The organism is Pseudomonas chlororaphis subsp. aurantiaca (assembly GCF_013466605.1).
GTDB lineage: Bacteria > Pseudomonadota > Gammaproteobacteria > Pseudomonadales > Pseudomonadaceae > Aquipseudomonas > Aquipseudomonas chlororaphis_I.
Window position 1 is genome coordinate 4,191,892 of the sequence record NZ_CP059162.1, and the last position, 21,200, is coordinate 4,213,091.

Sequence of the window (21,200 nt, forward strand, 5' to 3'; positions counted from 1 at the left end):
GATCGAGTCCAATATTAAGGATACGGACTTGAAGATCTTTTAGTATGTGAATAGGGAGACCACTTTGCGACGCAAGATAAATGAGCTCATCACTAGTATCCTCAGGAACTGCAGCTCTAGCCAAGTTGTTTAGCTCACCTAGCAACTGGCTATATTTAGCCGAATCATTCCTCTTCGCTGCCTGAAAGGAAGATAGTGAATAATTTAAATTGAAAAGCCTATCGGATTCATCTGTACTAATTTTTTTATTGTAGCCAAACGATTTATCAAGTAACGAGTATCAGAATCTACAATCGCCCCCACGGTTAACTGATCGAGAATACTCTGAATAGGGTCAGTAATAGTGACACATCGATCATCCTCAGGTAATACCGACTGCAATTTAGCAACTACGTCAGCCGATAGTGGTTTTCCAGAGCTAAAACTAATTACAGGCTCTGGGACCAAGAGCACTACGCCGTTTGCAAGATGACCAGCTCTACCGGCGCGCGCAGCAGCGTTTAGAATCTCATGAGCCTCCAAGCTTTCCCGGCCTTTTGAGTCCGAATTCGCGCGTTTATCACCTGCGAGGATCGCAAGCTGAGCAGGTAGATTAAGCCCTTGCGCTAGTGTTGGAGTGGCCACAATTACATCTGCACCGTCAGGCCTCTTAAATAAACGCTCAGCAAGGTCGCGTTCAAGTTTGAACATAGAGGAATTATGAGGAACGGCACTTCCAGTTTCTGCAAGCAAAGAGTGCTCTAAACTTCCTAGCTCGATTTTTAGCTGTGAAAAGCGCTGTTCCTCCTCGTCACTGTAAACAATACCCTTCTTATTCCCTGATGTTATTTCCTTCGCCACGCTTACTGCATCATTCTTGGTGTTAACAAACACTATGGTTTTCATGCCTTGTTGAGCAGCAGTAGCGGCCAAGCGTGAGGATACTTTGTTTGCGTTAGGTTTAAAATAAACCTGCCTCCGCTTATTCAATCCACCTGTTAAGTCAACCTTGCCTGACAAGAGCGGAGTGAAAGTGCAGTGCGCTATATTACTCTTAGACTGCAACCAGTTATGCTGGAGTCCCCAGATCGCCCATGGTGTGAGTTTAAGAGCGGATTGAGCAGAAGCACGTAGCCCCTTAGAAAGTTTACCTACTTTCACATCACCTGCAGCTTGTAGCTTTTCCGATAAACCAGCTGTTTTAGTCAGTTCTTCCTGTTGGTAAATCACAACCCCCCGTGCTTGGCGACTTGGCTTCCAAAGCAGATCAATTGACAAGCATTCGCGACTTATCACAGCACCGATCCATTCAGCTATTTCTTGACTATTTTCTAACATGGCCGAGAGAAACAAGTAATCAAGATCCGGAACCAAGTGCCTGAAAGCTAACACGCAGAGCATTCCATCTAATGAACGACGAATCTTTCCAGACTGGGGGCTCAATAAATGACATTCGTCAAAGACGAGCAACCCCACTTCTTTGAATGCCTCTGGCGCAAATGACAACATTGCCAAACATCGTTCAGGTGTCATGACTTCAATTTCGCGCAACTGCGCATCTTCCTGAAACAAAAGATCAAAATCACTCGATACAACAGAACCTAATAAATCTTTAGGGAATGTTTCTTGAAGATCTACCGTAAGCTGATCGGATAAAGCGTGGGTTGGAGCCAAGAAAATGACTTTCTTTTTTCGTGCTAAGACCCCTGCGATCTTTACAGACGAAACGGTTGTCTTACCAGCTCCTGTTGGAAGCACCACGACCGCAGATACCCCGGTCTGGTGAAAGCCCTTATTTATCGCGACACGATGGTTTGGCCAAACATAAGGATATCTAATAGCGCGAAACCGCACCCACTGCTGCCAAAAGTTGTGATCGGCCCCGGTTGGAGGAGGAATTGCCGTGATACCTGCCTCACAAATACCATCGTATGTGGCCATTAATAGCGATGCCAAATGGCTTGGACCAGTATAGGTGTACAATACCCGATCATTTATTTGGGCGGACAGTTCTAGAACTCGCTGAAAAGCGTGGCGTGGCGATTGAAAATTGATCGGTGCTTCTAAAACTTCTCCTGTCAGTTTTTCGGCAAGCAGCTCAATCCCTACAATCAAAGTATCTAGAAGAGCAATAAGAGCCAGTTCTTGCAGATCATATGACTGAGACTTTTCTGATCGCCAACGCGAAGCTCGCCGAACTATTTCTGTAAGTCTCCCGCTTGCTAAGTCGACTACACCTTCTGCAATAACTCTCGCCTCCAGAGTCTGTGTTTCATCGAGAACATTAAAATCTACAACCGATTCGCTTGCGTCCGCATACTGCTCAGCTGCCAAAAACAATAGCGCGGCTGCGAGTGTAGGATCGACAGAATTTCGGTCTACATAATAACTTCTACCAGCAATAGAAGCGTCACCTTTTGCTGCAATAAGATGTGCAGTCGCCGCCACAAAAGCCGCGGACTTCCTAAGTTCATCATCAGATTGTAGTGCAGTTACAATCTCGTAAGTATCAGCAATCCGCGAAGGAGGCCACAGCTCATTTTCGGGCGGTGTACTGTTACCGGCTAATCTATTTGAAATCAAACGCGCGTAATGCGCAGTAAGTATGGCTGGAATGTTTTCAGCATCTAACCCTGGCACATTTGGTGCTGAGCGCAAAATTCTAGATGTTTCTGTATCAAACATTGTTCACCTCCAATTCCCAGTCATCTAGATATTTTCTTACATCCTCAGCCAAGACATTAAACCACTCGCGCAATTCGCCTTCTACAATAAAGCAAGCTCCGATGCGCCTACTGCTATCCAAGTCGACTATTTTTTCGTAACCTTTGAACAGTTTCTGACGCGCTTCAATAAGTTCGAACTCTGAAGTTAGAGCAAATGCTGCTCGATAGCTTCGAAGTGTTCGATCCATCACAGAGGCCGAAAGCATTGCAACTGCATCTGCATCTACAGCAGCCATTCGAAGTAAGGTTGACGCTGTGGCGACAAGCTCCGCGCCTCTTTTATTAGAATGTCTATCTTGGAAACCTGGAATTACCTTATCCCGAAATGTCTCACGCGCATTTTCCGTACACTTGTCTTCAAATATAGTAGTCAGATCAACCCGCGACCTATCTGCAGATAAGGTGATCATAAGACCATCAAGTCCTTGAGACGTCGCACTTGTATGAGGGTCTTTCAGCAATACCTCTTTTCCGTGACTCTGAAGCGCGGCCACCCACGAAACCACTTCAAAAATAAAACCATCCCGTTGATACGTTGGGTAGCCGTATCGCTCACCTGACTTGTAATCGTCTTGCACCGTGAGTCTAATTTTTGCTTCCTCTTGAAGTGACTTAATAAACGGCGGGCTACCAGGGGACAGTTCCTGAAGTATCCTTCTTGCAGTAAATGCTTGACCTACTGCCACGAAGGCTATCGATTGCACTAACTTCGGCCTTTGTTGGACGTGCCAGACACTTCCGACACAATGGGGATTGAGAATACCTTCGATAGTTTTTAACGGCAGTAAATCCCCCGCAGTGCTACTAGGTATTGCTTCTTTCTCGACCGTTTTCACTACGCGTTCACCTGCTTCCCATGCATGATGGCCTTTCTATACCACGTGCTCACCACTGGTTGCTATTAGTTAGCGAATCTTGCCATTTTCTGACAGGCGTATCGGGCAATGAACTGATGCTATTCAAGTGCATGATTACCATATGAAAAACAGAGCTCCCCTACTGCTCGAGCTGGAGATACAAGCCACTCTAAGCAGAGTAGAAATCCGTATGCCGGAGGTCGCGCAAGCTGGTTGGATGATCAGAAAGCACGGATAGGTGAATCACCCATACTTTGATAGAAACATCGAGTGCCTGCTTTTAGCTGTGGATTCAACCGGTCGACGCAACACAACTAAATTCTGTGTGAGCAGAAGGAGTGTTGCAGATGAAGCAGAGACCTCGGATCTATTACACCGAAAGCCAGAAAAAACTGATGTGGGATCACTGGCGGAAAGGCGACTCTCTCCAGCAGATCGCCCAACTATTTGATCGAAACCACTCATCGATACAGCACATCTTGGCGGAGACCGGGGGGATCAGACCCGCTGTACGGCGCAGGTCCAGATTGGCGCTGACGTTGGCTGAACGCGAAGAGATTTCGCGTTCAGTAGTGGCAGGTAACTCGATCCGTTCCATAGCAACGCAGCTAGGGCGAGCAGCCTCGACCATCAGCCGTGAGATCAGACGCAACGGTGGCCAAGGATGCTACCGGGCAAATCAGGCTGATCAGGCGGCTTGGGATCGGGCACATCGACCCAAGGTCTGCAAGCTTGTTGAGAACCGAGCGGTGGCGCAAATTGTTGCAGACAAGCTTCAATTGCAGTGGTCACCGGAACAAATTGCCGGCTGGCTGAAGCGCACCTACCCGGACGATACGAGCTATCAGGTGTCACACGAGACGATCTATCGCACCCTCTTCATACAGGCTCGCGGGGCTCTGAAGAAGGAGTTGCTTGAGCATTTACGGCGAACACGAGCCATGCGTCGCTCGCGCCATCACACGCAGAAGAAAGAAAATCACGGTCGAATCACAGACGCGGTATCGATCCGCGAACGCCCGGCCACGGCTGAGGATCGGGCGGTGCCAGGTCACTGGGAGGGTGACCTGCTGTGCGGTAGCAGGAACAGCCAAATTGCCACTCTTGTGGAGCGTCATACCCGTTACGTAATGCTGGTGAAGTTGGCCGGTAAGGACACCGAGACGGTCATCAGCGCCCTGATCGAAAACGCCCGCGAACTCCCCGAGGAACTCTACCAATCGCTGACGTGGGATCGCGGCAAAGAGATGGCGGACCATAAACGTTTTACGGTGGCTACCGACATCAAAGTCTACTTCTGCGACCCTCATCGTCCCTGGCAACGGGGATCAAATGAGAACACCAACGGGTTGTTAAGACAGTACTTCCCGAAAGGGACCGACCTTGCGGAGCACTCGCAAGCCACGCTCAATGAAGTAGCAAGGCAGCTGAACAGCCGTCCTCGGAAAACCCTAAACTACGAAACGCCCGCTGAACGATTTAGCCAATCTGTTGCATCGACCGGTTGAATCCACAGCCGTTAGAAGTCATTTACAACCAGTGCTTTCTCCCCTAAACGAACAACCAGAAACCTCTACTCACACCCCAAATCCCCGGAGGTGACTTCACCCCAGAGTGCAGGACTCCAGTCCTTCGTGGTGCAACTGGTACCAAGAGAACCGGTATTAATTTCATTCAATGTGAGAGATGTGAAATGAGTCTGCTGGAACGGAGTGTGACTCACTTGCTCAACCCCATATCGACTCAAGTCAAGACAGAGGCCCACAAGGGACCTAGGCTTTGAACGAGTTTGTCAGCCATTATGGGCTTTCCTACTCTTCAAACGTTCCTGTACCTACCTCGCTACTGCGAACGTAGTGGGCAATCAACACCCCGTCAGGAGTACTCGTCGAGTTCACCAAAGTGAAGGCCGACGCTTGTGCATGATCGTCAAACAGGCGCTTACCGCGTCCCAGTACGATAGGAAAGATCATCAACCTCAACTCGTCCACCAAGCCGGCTGCAAGCAGTTGGCGTACCAGATCGGCGCTGCCCTGGGTCAACAGGTGGGCGCCATGCTGCTGTTTGAGGGCCTGTATGGTGTCGGCAAGGTTTCCTTGCAGTGCATGGCTGTTGTGCCAATCAAGGGTGTTGGGACTATGGGTGGCCACGTGCTTGGGCACGCGGTTGAACAGGTCGGCGATAACGCTGTTGCTTGAGCCGGCCTGTATGTGCGGCCAATACCCCGCGAATATGTTGTAGGTGCGCCGCCCCAGCAGCAAGTCGAACGGCTGCGAGAACAGCTTCTGTATGGCCAGACCGAAGGCTTCGTCGGCGTAGGGCACTATCCAGCCACCGAAGCGGAATTCGCCGCTGGTGTCTTCTTCAGGCCCGCCGGGTGCTTGAATAACGTTATCCAGGCTCATGAAAGCGGCAACGATAAGCTTGCGCATGGTCTTCTCCTGGTTCGTCTGCATAAAAGTGCTCAGGCAGGGAGCACCGACGATCATTGCGACCCATCGGCTTCATTCCCTGAAAGATAGTCGAACGAGACTCCGGGAAATCGACAGGGCGATACCAGGGTAACCACCATAAAAAACGCCGTTTCCCTTCCACCCAGAAACGGCGCCCTACCCAACATCCCCCTACCTGCTAAACCTGCAAGACCTCCTCTTCCCTCAGCCCCAATCCCACATCATCGATCACCGCCTTGCCCATCTCCGCCAGAAAGTGCGCGGCCCAGGCGTAACGTTCGCCCTGCTCTTCCATGGCCGCATCCAGGGCGAGTTTCTTGGCGTAGTACAGCAGGGTCGAAGCGTGTTCCAGGGCTTGGTACAGGGGTACGTCGGCGTTGACGCGAAACAGGGTTTGATCACCGTCGCCGCAAGGGCCGAAGGTGACGAAACCGAGGGTTTTGACGGGGCTGGAGGTGCTCATAGCGCACCTCCTTTTACCCCGTTGAAGCGACCATGATTTGCGGAGGTTTTGATAGCGCACATGATTGAAACTCCCATATCAAAGTGAGAGCTGCCACGTTCGTTACCAAGCGAATGGGTGGCAGCTGCGCGCAGGTTGGTAAACCGGAGATACAGGAACCCGGCAGGGACGAGCCCTCCCACGCACAGCCGCCATTGCACGAGTGTGCAGGCACAAAAAAGCGCCTGCAGTTGTGAAACGGGGCGCTGTTGCGCCTGTATCAAAACGGGTTACCAAGCCCGATCGCTGAGTTGGCAGCGACGATCAAAGGCTAGTCCCGGGCTCGATACGGAGCAACGACAAAGGCGTGGCAGTTTATGTCTAACCCATCGTCTTGGAAATATCTGGAGTACGGTAAGTCAGGGCGGGCCGCACTCTGCGCGGGGTATCGAGGTGCCGGCCTATCCGGCCATGGTCGCAGCTGGAAACACAGTCCGAACCTCGGGGCCTTAAAGGCCGCCTTTTTTTACATAGTTCCAACACACAACCATTGCTCCGCCGACCAACACCCCAGCCACGACCAACGCAATATTCACGATATGCAACAGGATCAGCTTGCGCTTTAGGGTCGATGGAAAAGCGTCCAAGTCCGCCTGACTGACTCCGCCGTGACGAAGATAAACTCCGGGAAATGTCATGATTCCCGCAATCGACGCCGTGAGCATGACTGTCCCCCACGGCCCGACGTGCATAAGAAACCTTCTTTGCTGTATTGCTTGGCAATTCTCAAGATGGCCCAACATTTCCTCCATACGTGAATACCCGACATACAGAAAAACGCCCATCAGGATAAAAGCGGCGGCAAGTATCCCGGCAAACAAAAAGGCCAATACCGTTGCCATCGTACTCAGCAAACTCACTTGTCAGCCTCGTAGATGATCTCACCCATGATTTTCCCCCCTTTCTCTCCGGCCTTCCCCGCAGCGTAGGAGGCTACGCCAGCAACGATTAAGCCACATACAACGCCACCTGCTCCTGCGCTCGGTACTCCAATCGCTACACAAATGGCCGCCCCACCGCCCCCGCTCACACCCATCACCGCCCCGATAGCCATTCCGGCACCCACTCCCCCTGCAAAACTTCCTGTCTCAGTAAACCTCACTTTTTCGCAGGCCTCTTTACTCCCCGCGGTGCAAACATCTTGAACCTTCACATAAGACGCTCCACCGCCCAAAGCCGTCCCAATCCAGCCACCATACTTGAGCACCTTGGAGGCCTTCGAGACACCCTCGATATGCGTGGCGTAACCCGGTATCTGACCCACTGCGCCTGCTTGGGTCCAGTGATGAACCAGACTACGGCTTGAAATCCCCAAGGCGGTTTTCAGGTCGGGGTGGTCGGGAAAGGCAATGCTCATTTTCGTGATGGTCGTCAGATGGGTGTCCAGCCGGGCAAACAGCGTTTGTCTTTCGGCAAAGAATTGGACGCTGCGTAGATGCCCATCCCGCAGGAAGTACCTTTGATGGAGGGATTCGATTTCCTGCAAGGTCCTTTTAATACCGTCCAGATGATTGCCGGCTGCTGACGTAGCGACACCCAGGCTGGTTGAACCATAAGACAGCACCGACTCTATCTGCTGCCGGTACTGGACCATAAACGCCGCCTCTTCAGGAGTGAGGGTGTCCAGCGCAGCGCTGACCTTTTCCGCTGCCTCCATCAGCAAGGCTTCTTCACGGGTGCACTGATGGTTTTCGGGATGGCTGAGGACCACCATCTGGCCGGGTTTGGCGGTGTCCGTCAGTTGGGGGTTGAGCCGACGAAATTTCTCCAGGAGGGCCGCGTCGGGCTGACCGAAAAGCACCACTTCTAGGGCTGCACGGCTCATCGGAGACTGAACGATATAAAAGCCCGGCTCTACGCTTTGTTGCGACAACTGAGCGGGCGCTGACAGCGCCGTTTCGCTTATGGGCGTCAGCCCCTTCACCTGATCGCGCGGCACCGAATCCGCAAATTGGTTTTGCGAATATCCCCGCCTGATCGCTTCGGCCCATTGATGGGTATTCGCCACAACTTGCGGTATCAAGGCAGCGGGAACTGGAACCGGTGGCTGATTATCCGAGAGGACAGAAGACTGAGTGGCGACAAGACGGTTAGAACCTACAGGGCAGCCACACTGCACGGCGCCCCCTTCCACCGCGATAGCCTGTTGGTTATCCAGCCATGTGTTATGGCCTTCCGCGATATAACCCACTGACTGGCACACCGGGCACCACACGGGGTCGGTGATGCGTGCAACTTTGCGGTACTCAACGATGGTCGTTGATGAACCTGCGATAACCTTCCCACCCGTCGTGGTCGGGTCTCCTTCCCTGATGACATAGGCCATGAGTACATCCTGAGTGTCTGAGAAATTTAGGCACCGACCCTATCAATGCAGAAAAGTCGTAAATATCAGAGCTTTCCCAAACCTCCGTACTAAAAGTCCCTATGAACTGCAGAGGACGAATAAGAACGATCAGAACCTCCTGATTTCGCTCTTCAACAGGCCGACAAGGGGCACGGATGATGGATGGAGCTATGCCACCACACCAATAAACATATCGAGGTGATTGGGTAAGGACTCTTTGATGGCTGCGGCTATCTGACCAGCCTGCTCATTGGTCAGTGGTAGCTCACCATCGACTTCTGCGGCGAGGCTTTCCCAGCCCAAGATATCCATGACCCTCTGTTCAAATTCTGGAGCAACGTCCAGCTCATATTTTAATGACGTGTCGTCAAAGCCGTCGGGTAAAAAACCAGTGAGGTACAGGTGCATAGGTCGTATCCCAATTCCTAGGCAAAAACGCTAATACAGATATCCAGATCACTCGGTATGGGTTGCCCAAGCACACTCTCAATCTGCCTGACTTGTGCTGCGGTTAACTCTACAACGCCATGTCTCACGCTCTCTTCAAGGGAGTTCCAGCCAACCAGATCAAGCACGGCCTGATTGAATTCCGGTGCTACGTCCAGCTCGTACTGCAATGAATCGTCATTAGCTTCGTCAGGTAGAAAACCAGTGATGCATAGGTACATAAAAAGCTCCTTCTCAGCAGGTCGTATCCGCTCCACATCGCCCATAAAAAAGCCCCCATCAAGATGGGGGCAAGTTTTAGCAGTTGGCGACAGGACATTACCCGAAATGACCACGAGCAGGTCGTAGGACAATTCTGAATTTGATGTGCATTGCTTCTCCCTTAACGCTCCGGCGGACTCAACCGCCCATCCAGCGCAAAACGCTCCTGCAACACCAGCTCATACAACCCCGTGGCCAGCAAGGGGTTGATCAGCAGGTTCCAGCTATGGCGCGACACGCTGGAGGGGATCAGCACGAAGGGGTGCTGCTCCAGCAGGCTGGCGCCGAAGGCTTGTTGGCTGTGGCTGGGGGTGCCGGGGATCAGCCAGTTGGGGTTGGGGATGTCTTCGGGGCAGACGGTGTGGACCTTTGAGGGGGCCAGCACCCGGGCCGCGGTCAGGGTGTGGGGCAGGCAGTCGAGGGCCTTGAAGCCTTTGTGCACCGCCACTTCCAGGATGGCGGTCGAGGCGTCCAGGCTGGCGTACACCACTTGCAGCCCCTTGGGGTTCCAGCGGCCGCCGCTGCCTTCGGCGCCGATGCCGCTGTTCCAGGTCGAGGCATGCCGGGCCTGGTCGAGGCGCCAGAAATGCAGGGACGGGGCCAAGGGGTCGGTGAGCATCAGTAGACCCCGAACTCGAGCCGGTGCAGAAAGTCCGTCACCAGTTCATAGCCCACCGGGTTGGCCAGCAGGTCGATGGGAACTTCGCCATCCAGGCCCAGCGCCGGCTGGGTCATCCACTCCTCGGCCAGCGCCCGGGAGCCCAGCACCGACTCGGCCTTTTCCAGCACTTGCGCGTAGTGCAAGGCGCGGGCGCTCTGTTCGGGGGTCAGGGCCTGGTCCTGGTTCTTCAGGCGCCGCGCCAGGGTGCGCTCGGAAAACCCGACGATCTTCGACAGCACGTTGTAGCGCTTGAAGGCCTCGACCGACTCCACCAGCTCGATCACCGCACCCAGGGAGAACCCCAGCTGGGTGGCCCTGAAGACCGCCATCGGGTCATCGGCGTCGGTGCCGGGCAGCAGCCCGCGCACCATGGGCGAAGGCAGCGCATAGACAGCCGCCTCTTCGCGCAGCAGGTTCGCCTTGGCCTTGGGGCTGCGGCTTGCGGAGGGCTTGCGCGGTTCGACCTTGGCGATGGCCTTGGGCGCAACGCCCTTGACCTTCTCGGCCTTGGCTGAAGGTTTCACGGTGGCGGTATTCTTGGCGGCGGCGGTCATGCTCATCTCCCTGCCTTATGACAGATGGCATCAACTTTAATGCCATTTGGCAAAAGAAAGAACCGCCAGCTTACCAACGGTCGTCAGGCCCCGGTGATTCTTCGTCGGCATGAGCCACGGCGCGGCTCAGCCCTGCGCCCGCTTCAGCGCCTGTTCGATATCCTCGGTGGCAACCGCAGAGCCCTCCAGCCACAGACTGTTGTCGGCCAGGCGAATGCTCAGGCAAATTGCCTCACGATCTCCGGGGTACTTGCGCAATAGCAGCTCTACCGCCGTCGTCGATGGCGAGCTGGACACCAGGTCCCACGGCCCGCCGCTCAGGTCCAGCAGTACCCGGCCATTGCGCCCATCCACCACCTTCGGTGCATACACCCAATGGCTCATGCGCATTTCATGGGGCTCGACGCTGATCGTCAGGTGTTCATAACGTTTGGGGTCCATGACCGCTCCTTGGTAACCGCTGGTACACGCCATTCTGTATGGGCGAGACTTGCCCGCGCTAGCCGTCACGCGCAATGCCGGGGTACCGCGTTATCGTTCATCGCGAGCAAGCTGCGCTCCTACGGAAGAAGCCGGCGTGCACCGCTTCTCGTCCACACCTCGCGGATTCGCTACTATGTCCGCCAGTTACCCGCCTTCTGCCCAACCACTGCGGAGCCTCAATGCCCAACCCCAAGGACATCGCCAGCGATAGCGGCGCCCCGATGATTCCCGAGCAGCGTCGCGAGCTGATTCTGCGCCAGTTGCGCAAGCATCAGGTGTTGAGCGTGCATCAGTTGATGGAGATGTTCGACTGCTCGCACATGACGGTGCGCCGCGATATCGCGCTGCTGGAGCAGGAAGGCCGGGCCTATTCGGTGACCGGCGGGGTGCGTATCGCCAGCCAGTTGCACAGCGAGCCGAGCCACCAGAGCAAGGCGGTGGTCGAGCTGCCGCAGAAGCAGGCCATGGCCCGGCTGGCGGCGCGCCTGCTGCACGCGGACATGACGGTGTACCTGGACGCCGGCACCAGCACCCTGGAGATCGTGCCGTACATCAAGGCGCTGTCGGGCATGACCGTGGTGACCAACGACTTCGGCATCGTCCAGGCGCTGATGGAGGCGCCGCAGGTGACGGTGATCCACACCGGCGGCCAGCTCGACCACGACAACCATTCCTGCGTCGGCGGGCTGGCGGTGGCGACCCTGCGTCAGGTGGTGACCGATATCGCCTTCATGTCCACCAGCTCCTGGGACCTGCGCCGCGGCATCACCACGCCGTCGGCGTTGAAGGTCGAGGTCAAGCAGGTGGCGATGCAGTCGGCGTCCCAGGTGGTGCTGGTGGCCAGCAGTTCGAAGTACGGCACCTTCAGCATGTACCGCATCGCCGGGCTGGAGCAGTTCGACGTGATCATCAGTGACGACGACCTGGCCCAGGCCGCGGCGGACGGGATTCGCAAGCAAGGGGTGGAATTGCTGCTGCCGTCCGACCCGGAAGTCAAGGCAGCGAAGGACTGACAGCCGGCCGAGCGCGTCTCAGCAGTGTTTTTTTCTGAACCACAGCACGCAGGCGATATCCCGCAGGTCTTCGCCCAAGCCGTCGAGGGCGACCCGGGTGCTCCGGCGAATGCGCCGCAGCCACTCCACCACCGCGCACAGGCTGGCGAAAAAGAACAGCAGCACGAACAGTTGCCGCAGGCCGAAGCCCTGGTCCAGCCCCTGGGCGCGGAAGTGGTTCCACAGCCAGAGACCGCAGGCGGCGCTCAGCACCACCAGCAGCACGCTGGCGATATTGATCCACTGGCCGAGGATGGTGGTGCGCCGGGCACGGCGGTATTCGCGCTCGATGCGCTCCAGGGTCACGGTGGGGATCTGTTCCCAATGCAGATCGCGCGGGCGACAAGGCGCGTGGTCCAGGCTCGACTGATCGACGAGTATCGACTTTTCCATGCTCCCCGCTCCCATTGATGGCACCAGTGATGGCCCTGGCGACAGGGAGCCAATGTACCCGCAGGTAGGGGACTAAGGCCGACACCTTCAGAAATGTTCAGATTCGCGCAGAATCGCGGCTAGCGGGCGGCATGCACTGAATAGCACCGCCGCCCTGCCCGCCCCTCAGAAGGCTTTCCAGTCCCGCAGCCATTGCAGGCCGGCCGAGGTATCGCCCTGTGGCCGGTACTCGCAACCGACCCAGCCGTCATAGCCCAGCTGGTCCATCAGCGCGAACAGGTACGGGTAGTTCAACTCGCCCAGGTCCGGTTCGTGGCGGTCCGGCACGCCAGCGATCTGGATATGGCCGATGCCGGCGAAGTCGCGGCGCAGCTTGGTCGCCAGGTCGCCCTCGACGATCTGGCAGTGGTAACAGTCGAACTGCACCTTGAGGTTGCTCGCGCCGACTTCCTTGCAGATCGCCTGGGCCTGGTCCTGGCGGTTGAGGAAGAAGCCCGGCATGTCGCGGGTGTTGATCGGCTCCAGCAGCACGGTAACGCCGACCTTGGCCGCCTCGGCGGTGGCATAGGCCAGGTTCTCCAGGTACACCGCGTGATGGCGTTCGCGCCGGTCTTCCGAGGGCAGCAGGCCGGCCATCACATGGATGCGCGAGTTGCCCAGCACCGCGGCGTATTCCAGGGCGCGGTCGAAGCCGGCGCGGAACTCCGCCTCGCGCCCCGGCAGGGTCACGGTGCCCCGCTCGCCCGCCGCCCAGTCGCCGGGCGGCGCGTTGAACAGCGCCTGGACCAGGCCGTTGTCGCTCAGGCGCTGCTTGAGTTCCTGGGGGCTGTAGTCGTAGGGGAACAGGTATTCCACCGCTTCGAAACCGTCGGCCGCCGCAGCGGCGAAACGCTCGAGAAACCCGTGTTGCGGGTAGAGCATGCTTAGGTTGGCAGCAAAACGAGGCATGTTGGCTCCTAAAAACGGCTCAGACAAAAGGCCAGATCAGCAAGGTAATACAGAAACCCAGGGTACCGAGCAAGGTGGTGAGGACGGTCCAGGTGCGCAGGCCGTCGGCCACGTTGAGCCCGGCGAGCTTGGTGAAGATCCAGTAGCCGGCGTCGTTGATATGCGACATGGCGAGCCCGCCACCGCCCATGGCCAAGCACAGCAGCGCCATATGGTTGGGGGTCAGGTCGAGGGTAACGATCAGCGGGCTGATGATCCCGGCGGTGGTCACCAGGGCCACGGTGGTCGAACCCTGCACCGCGCGCAGCAGCATGGTCAGCAAAAAGCCCAGGGCCAGCACCGGCAGGCCGGTGGTGCGCAGCAGGTCGGAGACCACCGCGCCGATCCCGGTGTCCACCAGCACCTTGCCGAACACCCCGCCGGCCCCGGCGATCAGGATCACCATGGCCACGCCCGGCAAGGCCGAGCCGATCACGTCCGACACCTGGCTGCGGCTCCAGCCACGGCGCGACCCCAGCAGCCAGGCGCACAGCAAGGTATCGATCAGCAGCGCCACCAGCGGCGCGCCCAGTACCGTCATCACCCCACGCAAGGTCGACTCGGCCGGCAGCAGCGAAGTGGCCAGGGTGCCCAGCAGGATCAGCACGATCGGCAGCAGGATCAGGCTGACGATCAAGGCAAAACCGGGCGCCGGCGCGGGCGGCAGCTTGGCGACTATGGCGCTGGTGGACTCTTCCAGGCCCATGTGGGACACGGCCAGCGCAGCCTGTTGCGGGTTCTGCTCATGGCCATTGCCGTTGGTCCAGGCCAGCAGGTCTTCGTTGGTCACGTGAGGGCCATAGACTTCGGCGCGGATGTCGTCGGTCATCGGGTAGAAGCGCCGGGTCATGCGCCCGGCCACGCGGTAGCCGACGTAGCACAGCAAGGCGGTGATCGGCAGGCCGAACATCAGCACCCGGCCCAGGTCGGCGCCCAGCTGGCTGGCCGCGGCCACGGCGCCCGGATGGGGCGGCAGGAACGCGTGCACGGTGAGCAGCGCCGCGCACATCGGCAAGGCGAACACCAGCAGCGGCTTGTGCGCCCGCCGGGCCACGCCATAGGCCAGCGGCATGAGGATGATCACCCCCACTTCGAAGAACACCGGCACGCCGATGATGAACCCGGCGATGGTCAGCGCCAGCGGCGTGCGGCGGTTGCCGAAACGCTCGATCAGCGACTTGGCCAGGGCCTCGGCGCCGCCGGACAGTTCGATGATCCGCCCGATCATCGCGCCCAAGGCAATGATGATCGCGATATGGCCCAGGGTCTTGCCCATGCCGCCTTCGATGGTCGCCACCAGGTCGGCCGGTTTCACCCCGGCCACCAGCGCCACCAGGATGCTCACCAGCATCAGCGCGACAAAGGGCTGGAACTTGTACTTGAGCACCAGAAACAGCAGCAGCGCGATGCCCGCGCCGGCCGTCAACATCAGGATAAGCGGGCTCATTGCGCGGCACCTCCCTCATAAGAGAAAGAGGCGCTGGTGAAACCAAAACAGCTGCAGTCAGGAAACGTCATGCGGGGATGTCCTGTTGTTATTGTTTTTTCAGGCAAGCCGGGGCCGTCGAGAGCCTGACAACGGCTCCCGGGCGGTGCTTGCAATGTCGGTTTACAGTTTCGAGTTGCAGCGGCGCGCTACCTACCAGTGCGCGCCGAAGGTCTCGCGCAGCTCATCCAGGGCTGCCTGATCCAACGGCTCAGGCTTGGGATTGCTCATCAGCCAGAGCCGCGCGGTTTCTTCCAGTTCTTCCAGGGCATAGCTGGCCTTGGCCACCGAGCTTTCCCAGACTACCGGCCCCAGGCGTTCGAGCATCACCCCGCGCACGCTGTTGGCCAGTTGCGCCACCCGCTCGGCGACCTTGGGCGAACCCGGGCGCTGGTAGCCGATCAGCGGAATGTGCCCGACTTTCATCACCTGGTACGGCGTCAGCGGCGGCAGGATGTCGTCCGGCCGCCATACCCCGGCCAGGGTCAGCGCCACCAGGTGGGTGGAATGGGTGTGCACCACGCCACCGACGCTCGGGTTGCGGTCATAGACCTGACGATGCAGGGCCAGGGTCTTGGATGGCTTGTTGCCGGACACCCACTCCCCCGCCAGGTTGACCTTGGCGATGGCCGCCGGATCGAGGCGGCCGAGGCAGGCGTCGGTCGGGGTGATCAGCCAGCCATCGTCCAGGCGCGCGCTGATATTGCCGGCGCTGCCCACGGTGTAGCCGCGCTGGTAGAGGCTGCGGCCAACGTCGCAGATCTCTTCGCGCAGGGCCAGTTCCTTGCTCGCCGCGGCGCTCATTGGCCATCTCCAGCCAGTTGCCTGAGGGCCTTGGCGAAGAAGTCGCGGCTGCCGAAGTTGCCGGATTTCAGGGCCAGCGCCAGGGGCTCGGCGGAATTGCTGAGGGTGGCCGGCACGCCCGGGTCGATCTGCGCGCCGATCTGCAACAGGTTGACCCCAAGCGCCTTGACCACCGCGCCGGAGGTTTCGCCACCGGCGATCACAAAGCGACGCACGCCGTTCTGGCGCAGGCCCGCGGCGATCTCGCCCAGGGCGTTCTCCACCAGCGTGCCGGCGCGTTCGACGCCGAGCTGCTGTTGTACCGCCTTGACCTCGGCCGGGGTGCTGGTGGCGTAGATCAGTACGGTTTCGTCACTGTCGCGGACAAAGGCCAGGGCCTGCTCCACCACCGGTTCGCCGGCGGCCAGGGCCATGGGGTCGATGCGCAGGGCCGGACGGTCGGCCTCCAGCCAGGCCGCGACCTGGCCAATGGTGGCCACCGAGGCGCTGCCGGCCAGCACCACTTCGCCGCCTTCGACGGTTGGCAGCGACGCCGCATCGAAGTCGCGCAGTTTGCCGGCGCGGCGGAAGTTGCCCGGCAGGCCCAGGGCCAGGCCCGAGCCGCCGGTGAGCAGCGGCAGGTCGGCGCAGGCGCTGCCGAGGGTGTAGAGGTCCTGGTCGGACAGCGCGTCGGCGATGGCCATGCCGATCCCCTGCTGGCGCAGTTCGGCAATCTTCGCCCGCACCGCCTCGACGCCCCCGGCGATGCTGTCGTAGCGCAACAGGCCGACTTTCAGTTGGGTCTGGGCCTGCAGCACGCGCACCAGGTTGGCGTCGGTCATCGGCGTCAGCGGGTGATGCTGCATGCCCGACTCGCTGAGCAACTGGTCCTGGACGAACAGGTGGCCGCGAAAGATGGTCCGGCCGTTTTCCGGGAACGCCGGGCAAGCCAGGGTGAAATCGCTGTCCAGGGCCTTGAGCAGGGCCTCGCTGACCTGGCCGATATTGCCGGCGGCGGTGGAATCGAAGGTCGAGCAGTACTTGAAGAAGATCTGCTCGCAGCCTTGCTCGCGCAGCCAGTCCAAGGCCGCGAGGGACTCCTCGACCGCCTCGGCAACCGGCGTGGTGCGCGACTTGAGGGCGATGACGATGGCGTCGGCATCCAGCCCGGCCGCCACTTCCCGGCTCGGGATGCCGATGCTTTGCACCGTGCGCATGCCGCCGCGCACCAGCATGTTGGCCAGGTCGGTGGCGCCGGTGAAATCGTCGGCGATGCAGCCCAGCAGCGGGCGTGCGGTGGAATCGGTCATGAACGGTTCCTCAGACAGGCTCGGGCTTGGCGGTCGGCAGGTCGATGCCCGGGAAAATCTTGATCACCGCCGAGTCGTCCTCGCGGCCAAAGCCGGCGCTGGAGGCCTGCATGAACATCTGGTGCGCGGTGGCCGACAACGGCAGCGGGAATTTGCTGGCGCGGGCGGTATCCAGCACCAGGCCCAGGTCCTTGACGAAGATGTCCACCGCCGACAGTGGCGTGTAGTCGGCCTTGAGGATGTGCGGCACGCGGTTCTCGAACATCCAGGAGTTGCCGGCGCTGTGGGTGATCACTTCGTACAGGGCATCGGCGTCCACCCCTTCGCGCAGGCCCAGGGCCATGGCTTCGGCGGACACGGCGATGTGCACCCCGGCCAGCAACTGGTTGATGATCTTGACCTTGGAACCCAGGCCGTGGGCGTCGCCCAGGCGATAGACCTTGCCCGCCATGCCGGCGAGTATCGCTTCGGCCTTGGCGTAGGCCGCAGCCGGGCCGGAGGTCATCATGGTCATCTCGCCGGCGGCAGCCTTGGCCGCGCCGCCGGAGATCGGCGCGTCGAGGTACAGCAGGCCCTGTTCGGCCAGACGCTCGCCCAGCTCCACGGCATAGGTCGGCGCCACGGTGGCGCAGCCGATCACCAGGCTGCCGGCACCCAAGGCCAATACAGCGCCCTCTCCACCGAACAGCACGGTTTCGGTCTGCTCGGCGTTGACTACCACGGTGATGATCACATCGCAGGCATCGGCCATCCGCGCCGGCGACGCACAAGCCACCCCGCCTTCGCTGGCGAACTGTTGGGTGACCGCTTCACGCACGTCACAGGCATGCACATTGAAGCCCGCGCGCAGCAGCGAGCGGGCAATGCCCAGGCCCATCGCGCCCAGGCCGACAACACCGACATTCTTGTTATTCATGGGGTACTCCAGGGGTAATAGCAGCCTGGTCCACGTCGGCAAGGCGTGGGTGGCGGGCCGCGGGGTAAATGGGAGCACGGGCGGCGGGGGCGACAGGGTCGCTTGGCAGGTGAATCGAGACCTTGTCGGACATCGAGGGGCCGTCCTGTGATTTGTTGTTATCAGGTTGTGGCCGATCATCCACCAATGAACAGATTATGTGAAGTATTTTTTCAATCTAACATTTATTAACATCATAGAACACGGACGCCAGGCACCCCGCGATAGCCTTGCAGCCCGCGCAGAATCAAACGGACGAGCGGTAGGCCATTGCGACCAGCGCACTGATCTGCGTCAACGAGACGTCTACACTCGAGACCGATGCTGTTAGGCGCAACATCACCGATCAGCGGTACCGCCCTTCATCGTCCACCGATTGACGGTGGGCGCCGGACAGCGCTGTATGATCAATCCCGCAATGCTTGAACAAGGATATTCAACATGGCAAAAATCAACGTATTGGCTGGTGATTTTCTACAAGGGAATGGTGAGTACCGTCAGGGAGTCTTCAGGTTGGCCACCGCGACCAACCCCTCGCCGGGCGTCGAGGTCAAAGCCTCCGCATTCAAACGTCTGGAAATCGCGACGCAGGACAGCATCACCAACAGGGACGCCATTGGCTACGGCATCGCCGGGGCCATGCTGCTGGGTCCGGTGGGTGCTCTGGCGGGCTACCTGATAGCCGGCAAGGAAACCGAGGTGACCTTCATCGCCACCTTCAAGGATGGCCGCAAACTGTTGGCGGCCACAGACAGCGAGACCTACCGGGATATTGAAAAACGACTGACGGCCTGACGCCCGTCGTTCGCCCATGCCTGCGACTTCGGGCATGGGCTTCTCCTCTTCCCTACACCGACTCCGCTTCGCCCGGCCCAGCCCGGCGCTTCTGCCGTTCGCCTTCCAGCCAGACCACCAGCCCCAGCAGGCTGCCGCCAGCAATCAGCAGGCTGACGAACCAGCCCAGGGTTTCCGCCAGCCGGGTGAAGAACAGCGTGTACAGCTGGATGATGAAGAAGGTCGCGCCATAACCCACCAGCATGGAAAAGCGCAGGCGAATGCCCAGCGCCAGCAAGCCCAGGCTGAACGCCGCCCACAGCCCGTTGAACAACACCAGCTCGCCGGACTCGGCCAGGTGCCAGGGGCCGTCGATCAGGTCGTAGCTGCCGAACAGCGACAACAGCCACAACGACATCTGCGCCATGAACAGCCCGGCGGAAATCCATACCTTGGCAAAGCCGCGATAACGGGCAAGCGTTGACGCCTCGCCCCACAGATGAACAAAACCGAACAGCGCCATGGCCAGGGCCGCGCCGAGGAAGCGCAGCGGATAGTTCATGCCGAACCAATAGGCGCCCCAGCCCGACTCGTAACCGCTGCGCCCGCCGAACCAGATGAAGAACAGCACACTGCACAGGGTCAGCAGCAAGACGTTGTTCAGTACATAGCTGAGCGCCAGCAGCAGGAGCAGGTCCACCAGCAACAGCGCCGGCCAGTTGCCCGAGCCATCGGAGTAGATCATGCCCAGCACCAGGCTCAAGCCGATCAGGGCAAAGCCACCGAGCAACTCCAGGGTCGCGCCGAGCAGCTTCAGCTGCTTGCCCAGCAGCCAGCGCCCGGCGGCGAACAGCCCGACCATCAACAGGCCCAGGCCGCCGGCCAGTTTCGGCAAGGTGAACGTCAGGTGTTCATGCAGCAGGATCAGCAACCCAGCCGCCAGGCTGATGGCGCCGAAGGTCAGGAACCAGCGCCCCAGGGAACGCCAGTCCCAGCGGGTCAGCGGGTACAGCTCGGCGATCCGCGCGTGGGCCTGGGTGTCGATCAGGCCGTCACGCAGCCATTGGTCCAGGGCGTTGTGCACCTGGCGATTACGGCGATCCGGGTTCATTGGCCAGCCTCCCCGGCGCGCAGCGCGGTGCGTTCGAACAACCAGCCCAGGAGCACGCCCACTGCGCCGGCCACGGCAAAGAACACCGCGGCGCTCAGCTGTTCCCAGGCGTACTCATAAAAGCGCGTGTACAGGTCGATGCCGAGGAACACCACGCCGAAACCGGTGAAGCTGGGGTGCTTGAAGCGTGCACCGAGCACCAGCTGGACGATGGCGCCGAGGGTGAACAACAGGGTCCAGGTCAGGGGCTGGCGGTAAGCGTCCTCCAGGCTGAGGAACCACAGCGAGCAGTTGAAGTACAGCAGCCCGAAGATCACATACAGCCGCCCAAAGCCGCTGAAACGGCGCAGGGCGTGATCCTCGGCGCGCTGGTGCCACAGCCCCAGGAGCGCGGTCAGCGCGGCGATCACGGCCATGGAACGCGGGTCCTGGATGCCGAAATAGTAAGTGCCGGAACCGCCATACCACTCCCACGAACCCAGGCCGTGGAAAACACAGAGCAGGCCCAGCAGCAGCGGCCAGCGCAGGCGATAGCCATAGGCGGTGGCGATACTCAGGGCGGCGGTGACCAGCAACGCCAGCGGCAGGTTGCCGAACTCGCCGGTCTCGCTGTCGGAGCTGCCCAGCAACAGGCTGGCGCCCATCAGGATCAGGCCGATGGTCAGGATCGCCACCCCGGTGACCGGCATGCGCCGCGCCGAATCGCGGGCCAGGCGCGCGCCGATCAGCCACAGCCCGACACCGGCGGCGAAAAACAGCACCGCCCCCACCAGCACCGACTCGGCCAGCAGGCCAATGCCGCCCAGCACCGCCATGCCGATCAGCAGCACCGCGCCGATGCCCAGCCATTGCAGCACTGTGGACAGTCGGTGTTCGGGACGTTCATACAAGGCGCCGAGCCGCTGCTGCGCCTCGGCATCGATCAGGCCACGGTGGCGCCAGTCGGCGATTTCGTGGAGCAACATCTGCTGGGTGGTTTTTCTCATGGCGCTCTTGGTTCAAGGTTTGCACATCGGCCGCAAACCGGCCGTCGACTATGCAGCATAGCCGAGCCTATGCCTGGCAAGACGCCCCGCGAC

At 59.2% G+C, this 21,200-nt stretch carries 22 protein-coding genes; 3 read left to right on the forward strand and 19 right to left on the reverse strand.

Annotation, left to right across the window (positions count from 1 at the left end):
• Positions 1-204: 204 nt before the first annotated feature.
• Both H0I86_RS18865 and H0I86_RS18870 read right to left on the reverse strand, forming a co-directional pair.
• Entirely contained in the window at positions 205-2,664 is a 2,460-nt protein-coding gene (locus H0I86_RS18865) for a DEAD/DEAH box helicase (protein ID WP_180921663.1), read from the reverse strand.
• Positions 2,657-3,541, reverse strand: a complete 885-nt coding sequence (locus H0I86_RS18870) for a hypothetical protein (RefSeq protein ID WP_219637296.1) — start codon at positions 3,539-3,541, stop codon at positions 2,657-2,659. Before H0I86_RS18870 ends, H0I86_RS18865 begins: the two co-directional genes overlap by 8 nt.
• Before the next feature lie 368 nt (positions 3,542-3,909).
• On the opposite strand from H0I86_RS18870, the gene H0I86_RS18875 reads away from it, so the two are divergent.
• Positions 3,910-5,070 carry an IS30 family transposase gene (locus H0I86_RS18875; RefSeq protein WP_180921664.1) on the forward strand — a complete coding sequence of 387 codons (1,161 nt, stop codon included), beginning with the start codon at positions 3,910-3,912 and terminating at the stop codon, positions 5,068-5,070.
• Positions 5,071-5,373: 303 nt separating this feature from the next.
• Here the strand turns inward: H0I86_RS18875 and H0I86_RS18880 are convergent, their stop codons facing one another.
• The 9 genes from H0I86_RS18880 to H0I86_RS18920 form a co-directional block, all read right to left on the reverse strand.
• A complete protein-coding gene (locus H0I86_RS18880; RefSeq protein WP_180921665.1) occupies positions 5,374-5,994 on the reverse strand; it encodes a dihydrofolate reductase family protein in 621 nt (206 codons plus the stop codon).
• Positions 5,995-6,193: 199 nt separating this feature from the next.
• Positions 6,194-6,478: a DUF3077 domain-containing protein gene (locus H0I86_RS18885; RefSeq protein ID WP_180921666.1), complete on the reverse strand. Its 285-nt coding sequence runs from the start codon at positions 6,476-6,478 to the stop codon at positions 6,194-6,196.
• A gap of 488 nt (positions 6,479-6,966) precedes the next feature.
• A complete protein-coding gene (locus tag H0I86_RS18890; RefSeq protein WP_124338199.1) occupies positions 6,967-7,377 on the reverse strand; it encodes a hypothetical protein in 411 nt (136 codons plus the stop codon).
• Positions 7,374-8,843, reverse strand: a complete 1,470-nt coding sequence (locus H0I86_RS18895) for a PAAR domain-containing protein (protein ID WP_180921667.1) — start codon at positions 8,841-8,843, stop codon at positions 7,374-7,376. Before H0I86_RS18895 ends, H0I86_RS18890 begins: the two co-directional genes overlap by 4 nt.
• Before the next feature lie 189 nt (positions 8,844-9,032).
• Entirely contained in the window at positions 9,033-9,272 is a 240-nt protein-coding gene (locus H0I86_RS18900) for a pyocin S6 family toxin immunity protein (protein ID WP_180921668.1), read from the reverse strand.
• 17 nt (positions 9,273-9,289) lie between these two features.
• Positions 9,290-9,664 (reverse strand): pyocin S6 family toxin immunity protein, encoded by a 375-nt coding sequence (locus tag H0I86_RS32225; RefSeq protein ID WP_241161574.1) that lies wholly within the window; start codon positions 9,662-9,664, stop codon positions 9,290-9,292.
• A gap of 29 nt (positions 9,665-9,693) precedes the next feature.
• Positions 9,694-10,191, reverse strand: a complete 498-nt coding sequence (locus H0I86_RS18910; RefSeq protein WP_180921669.1) for an RES family NAD+ phosphorylase — start codon at positions 10,189-10,191, stop codon at positions 9,694-9,696.
• Entirely contained in the window at positions 10,191-10,787 is a 597-nt protein-coding gene (locus H0I86_RS18915) for an Xre family toxin-antitoxin system antitoxin (RefSeq protein ID WP_180921670.1), read from the reverse strand. The genes H0I86_RS18910 and H0I86_RS18915 overlap by 1 nt, the downstream gene beginning before the upstream one ends.
• A gap of 126 nt (positions 10,788-10,913) precedes the next feature.
• A complete protein-coding gene (locus tag H0I86_RS18920; RefSeq protein ID WP_180921671.1) occupies positions 10,914-11,228 on the reverse strand; it encodes a hypothetical protein in 315 nt (104 codons plus the stop codon).
• Between the two features lie 221 nt (positions 11,229-11,449).
• Between H0I86_RS18920 and H0I86_RS18925 the strand changes: the two genes are divergently transcribed.
• Entirely contained in the window at positions 11,450-12,283 is an 834-nt protein-coding gene (locus H0I86_RS18925; RefSeq protein ID WP_023969102.1) for a DeoR/GlpR family DNA-binding transcription regulator, read from the forward strand.
• Between the two features lie 18 nt (positions 12,284-12,301).
• Here the strand turns inward: H0I86_RS18925 and H0I86_RS18930 are convergent, their stop codons facing one another.
• The 6 genes from H0I86_RS18930 to ltnD form a co-directional block, all read right to left on the reverse strand.
• Positions 12,302-12,715, reverse strand: a complete 414-nt coding sequence (locus H0I86_RS18930) for a hypothetical protein (protein ID WP_180921672.1) — start codon at positions 12,713-12,715, stop codon at positions 12,302-12,304.
• 165 nt (positions 12,716-12,880) lie between these two features.
• Complete coding sequence (otnI, locus tag H0I86_RS18935; protein ID WP_180921673.1) at positions 12,881-13,663, reverse strand: 2-oxo-tetronate isomerase; 783 nt, start codon at positions 13,661-13,663, stop codon at positions 12,881-12,883.
• 19 nt (positions 13,664-13,682) lie between these two features.
• Positions 13,683-15,149 carry a GntT/GntP/DsdX family permease gene (locus H0I86_RS18940; RefSeq protein ID WP_180921674.1) on the reverse strand — a complete coding sequence of 489 codons (1,467 nt, stop codon included), beginning with the start codon at positions 15,147-15,149 and terminating at the stop codon, positions 13,683-13,685.
• A gap of 192 nt (positions 15,150-15,341) precedes the next feature.
• On the reverse strand, positions 15,342-15,992 hold the full coding sequence (otnC, locus tag H0I86_RS18945; protein ID WP_180921675.1) for a 3-oxo-tetronate 4-phosphate decarboxylase: 651 nt from the start codon (positions 15,990-15,992) through the stop codon (positions 15,342-15,344).
• Entirely contained in the window at positions 15,989-17,281 is a 1,293-nt protein-coding gene (gene otnK / locus H0I86_RS18950) for a 3-oxo-tetronate kinase (protein ID WP_180921676.1), read from the reverse strand. Before otnK ends, otnC begins: the two co-directional genes overlap by 4 nt.
• 10 nt (positions 17,282-17,291) lie before the next feature.
• Positions 17,292-18,197 carry an L-threonate dehydrogenase gene (gene ltnD, locus H0I86_RS18955; RefSeq protein WP_180921677.1) on the reverse strand — a complete coding sequence of 302 codons (906 nt, stop codon included), beginning with the start codon at positions 18,195-18,197 and terminating at the stop codon, positions 17,292-17,294.
• A gap of 480 nt (positions 18,198-18,677) precedes the next feature.
• On the opposite strand from ltnD, the gene H0I86_RS18960 reads away from it, so the two are divergent.
• A complete protein-coding gene (locus H0I86_RS18960) occupies positions 18,678-19,031 on the forward strand; it encodes a hypothetical protein (RefSeq protein WP_124320586.1) in 354 nt (117 codons plus the stop codon).
• A gap of 52 nt (positions 19,032-19,083) precedes the next feature.
• Here H0I86_RS18960 and H0I86_RS18965 read toward each other — a convergent pair whose 3' ends face one another.
• On the reverse strand, positions 19,084-20,121 hold the full coding sequence (locus H0I86_RS18965; RefSeq protein ID WP_180921678.1) for a hypothetical protein: 1,038 nt from the start codon (positions 20,119-20,121) through the stop codon (positions 19,084-19,086).
• Positions 20,118-21,107 carry a DUF2157 domain-containing protein gene (locus H0I86_RS18970; RefSeq protein ID WP_180921679.1) on the reverse strand — a complete coding sequence of 330 codons (990 nt, stop codon included), beginning with the start codon at positions 21,105-21,107 and terminating at the stop codon, positions 20,118-20,120. The genes H0I86_RS18965 and H0I86_RS18970 overlap by 4 nt, the downstream gene beginning before the upstream one ends.
• Positions 21,108-21,200: the final 93 nt, after the last annotated feature.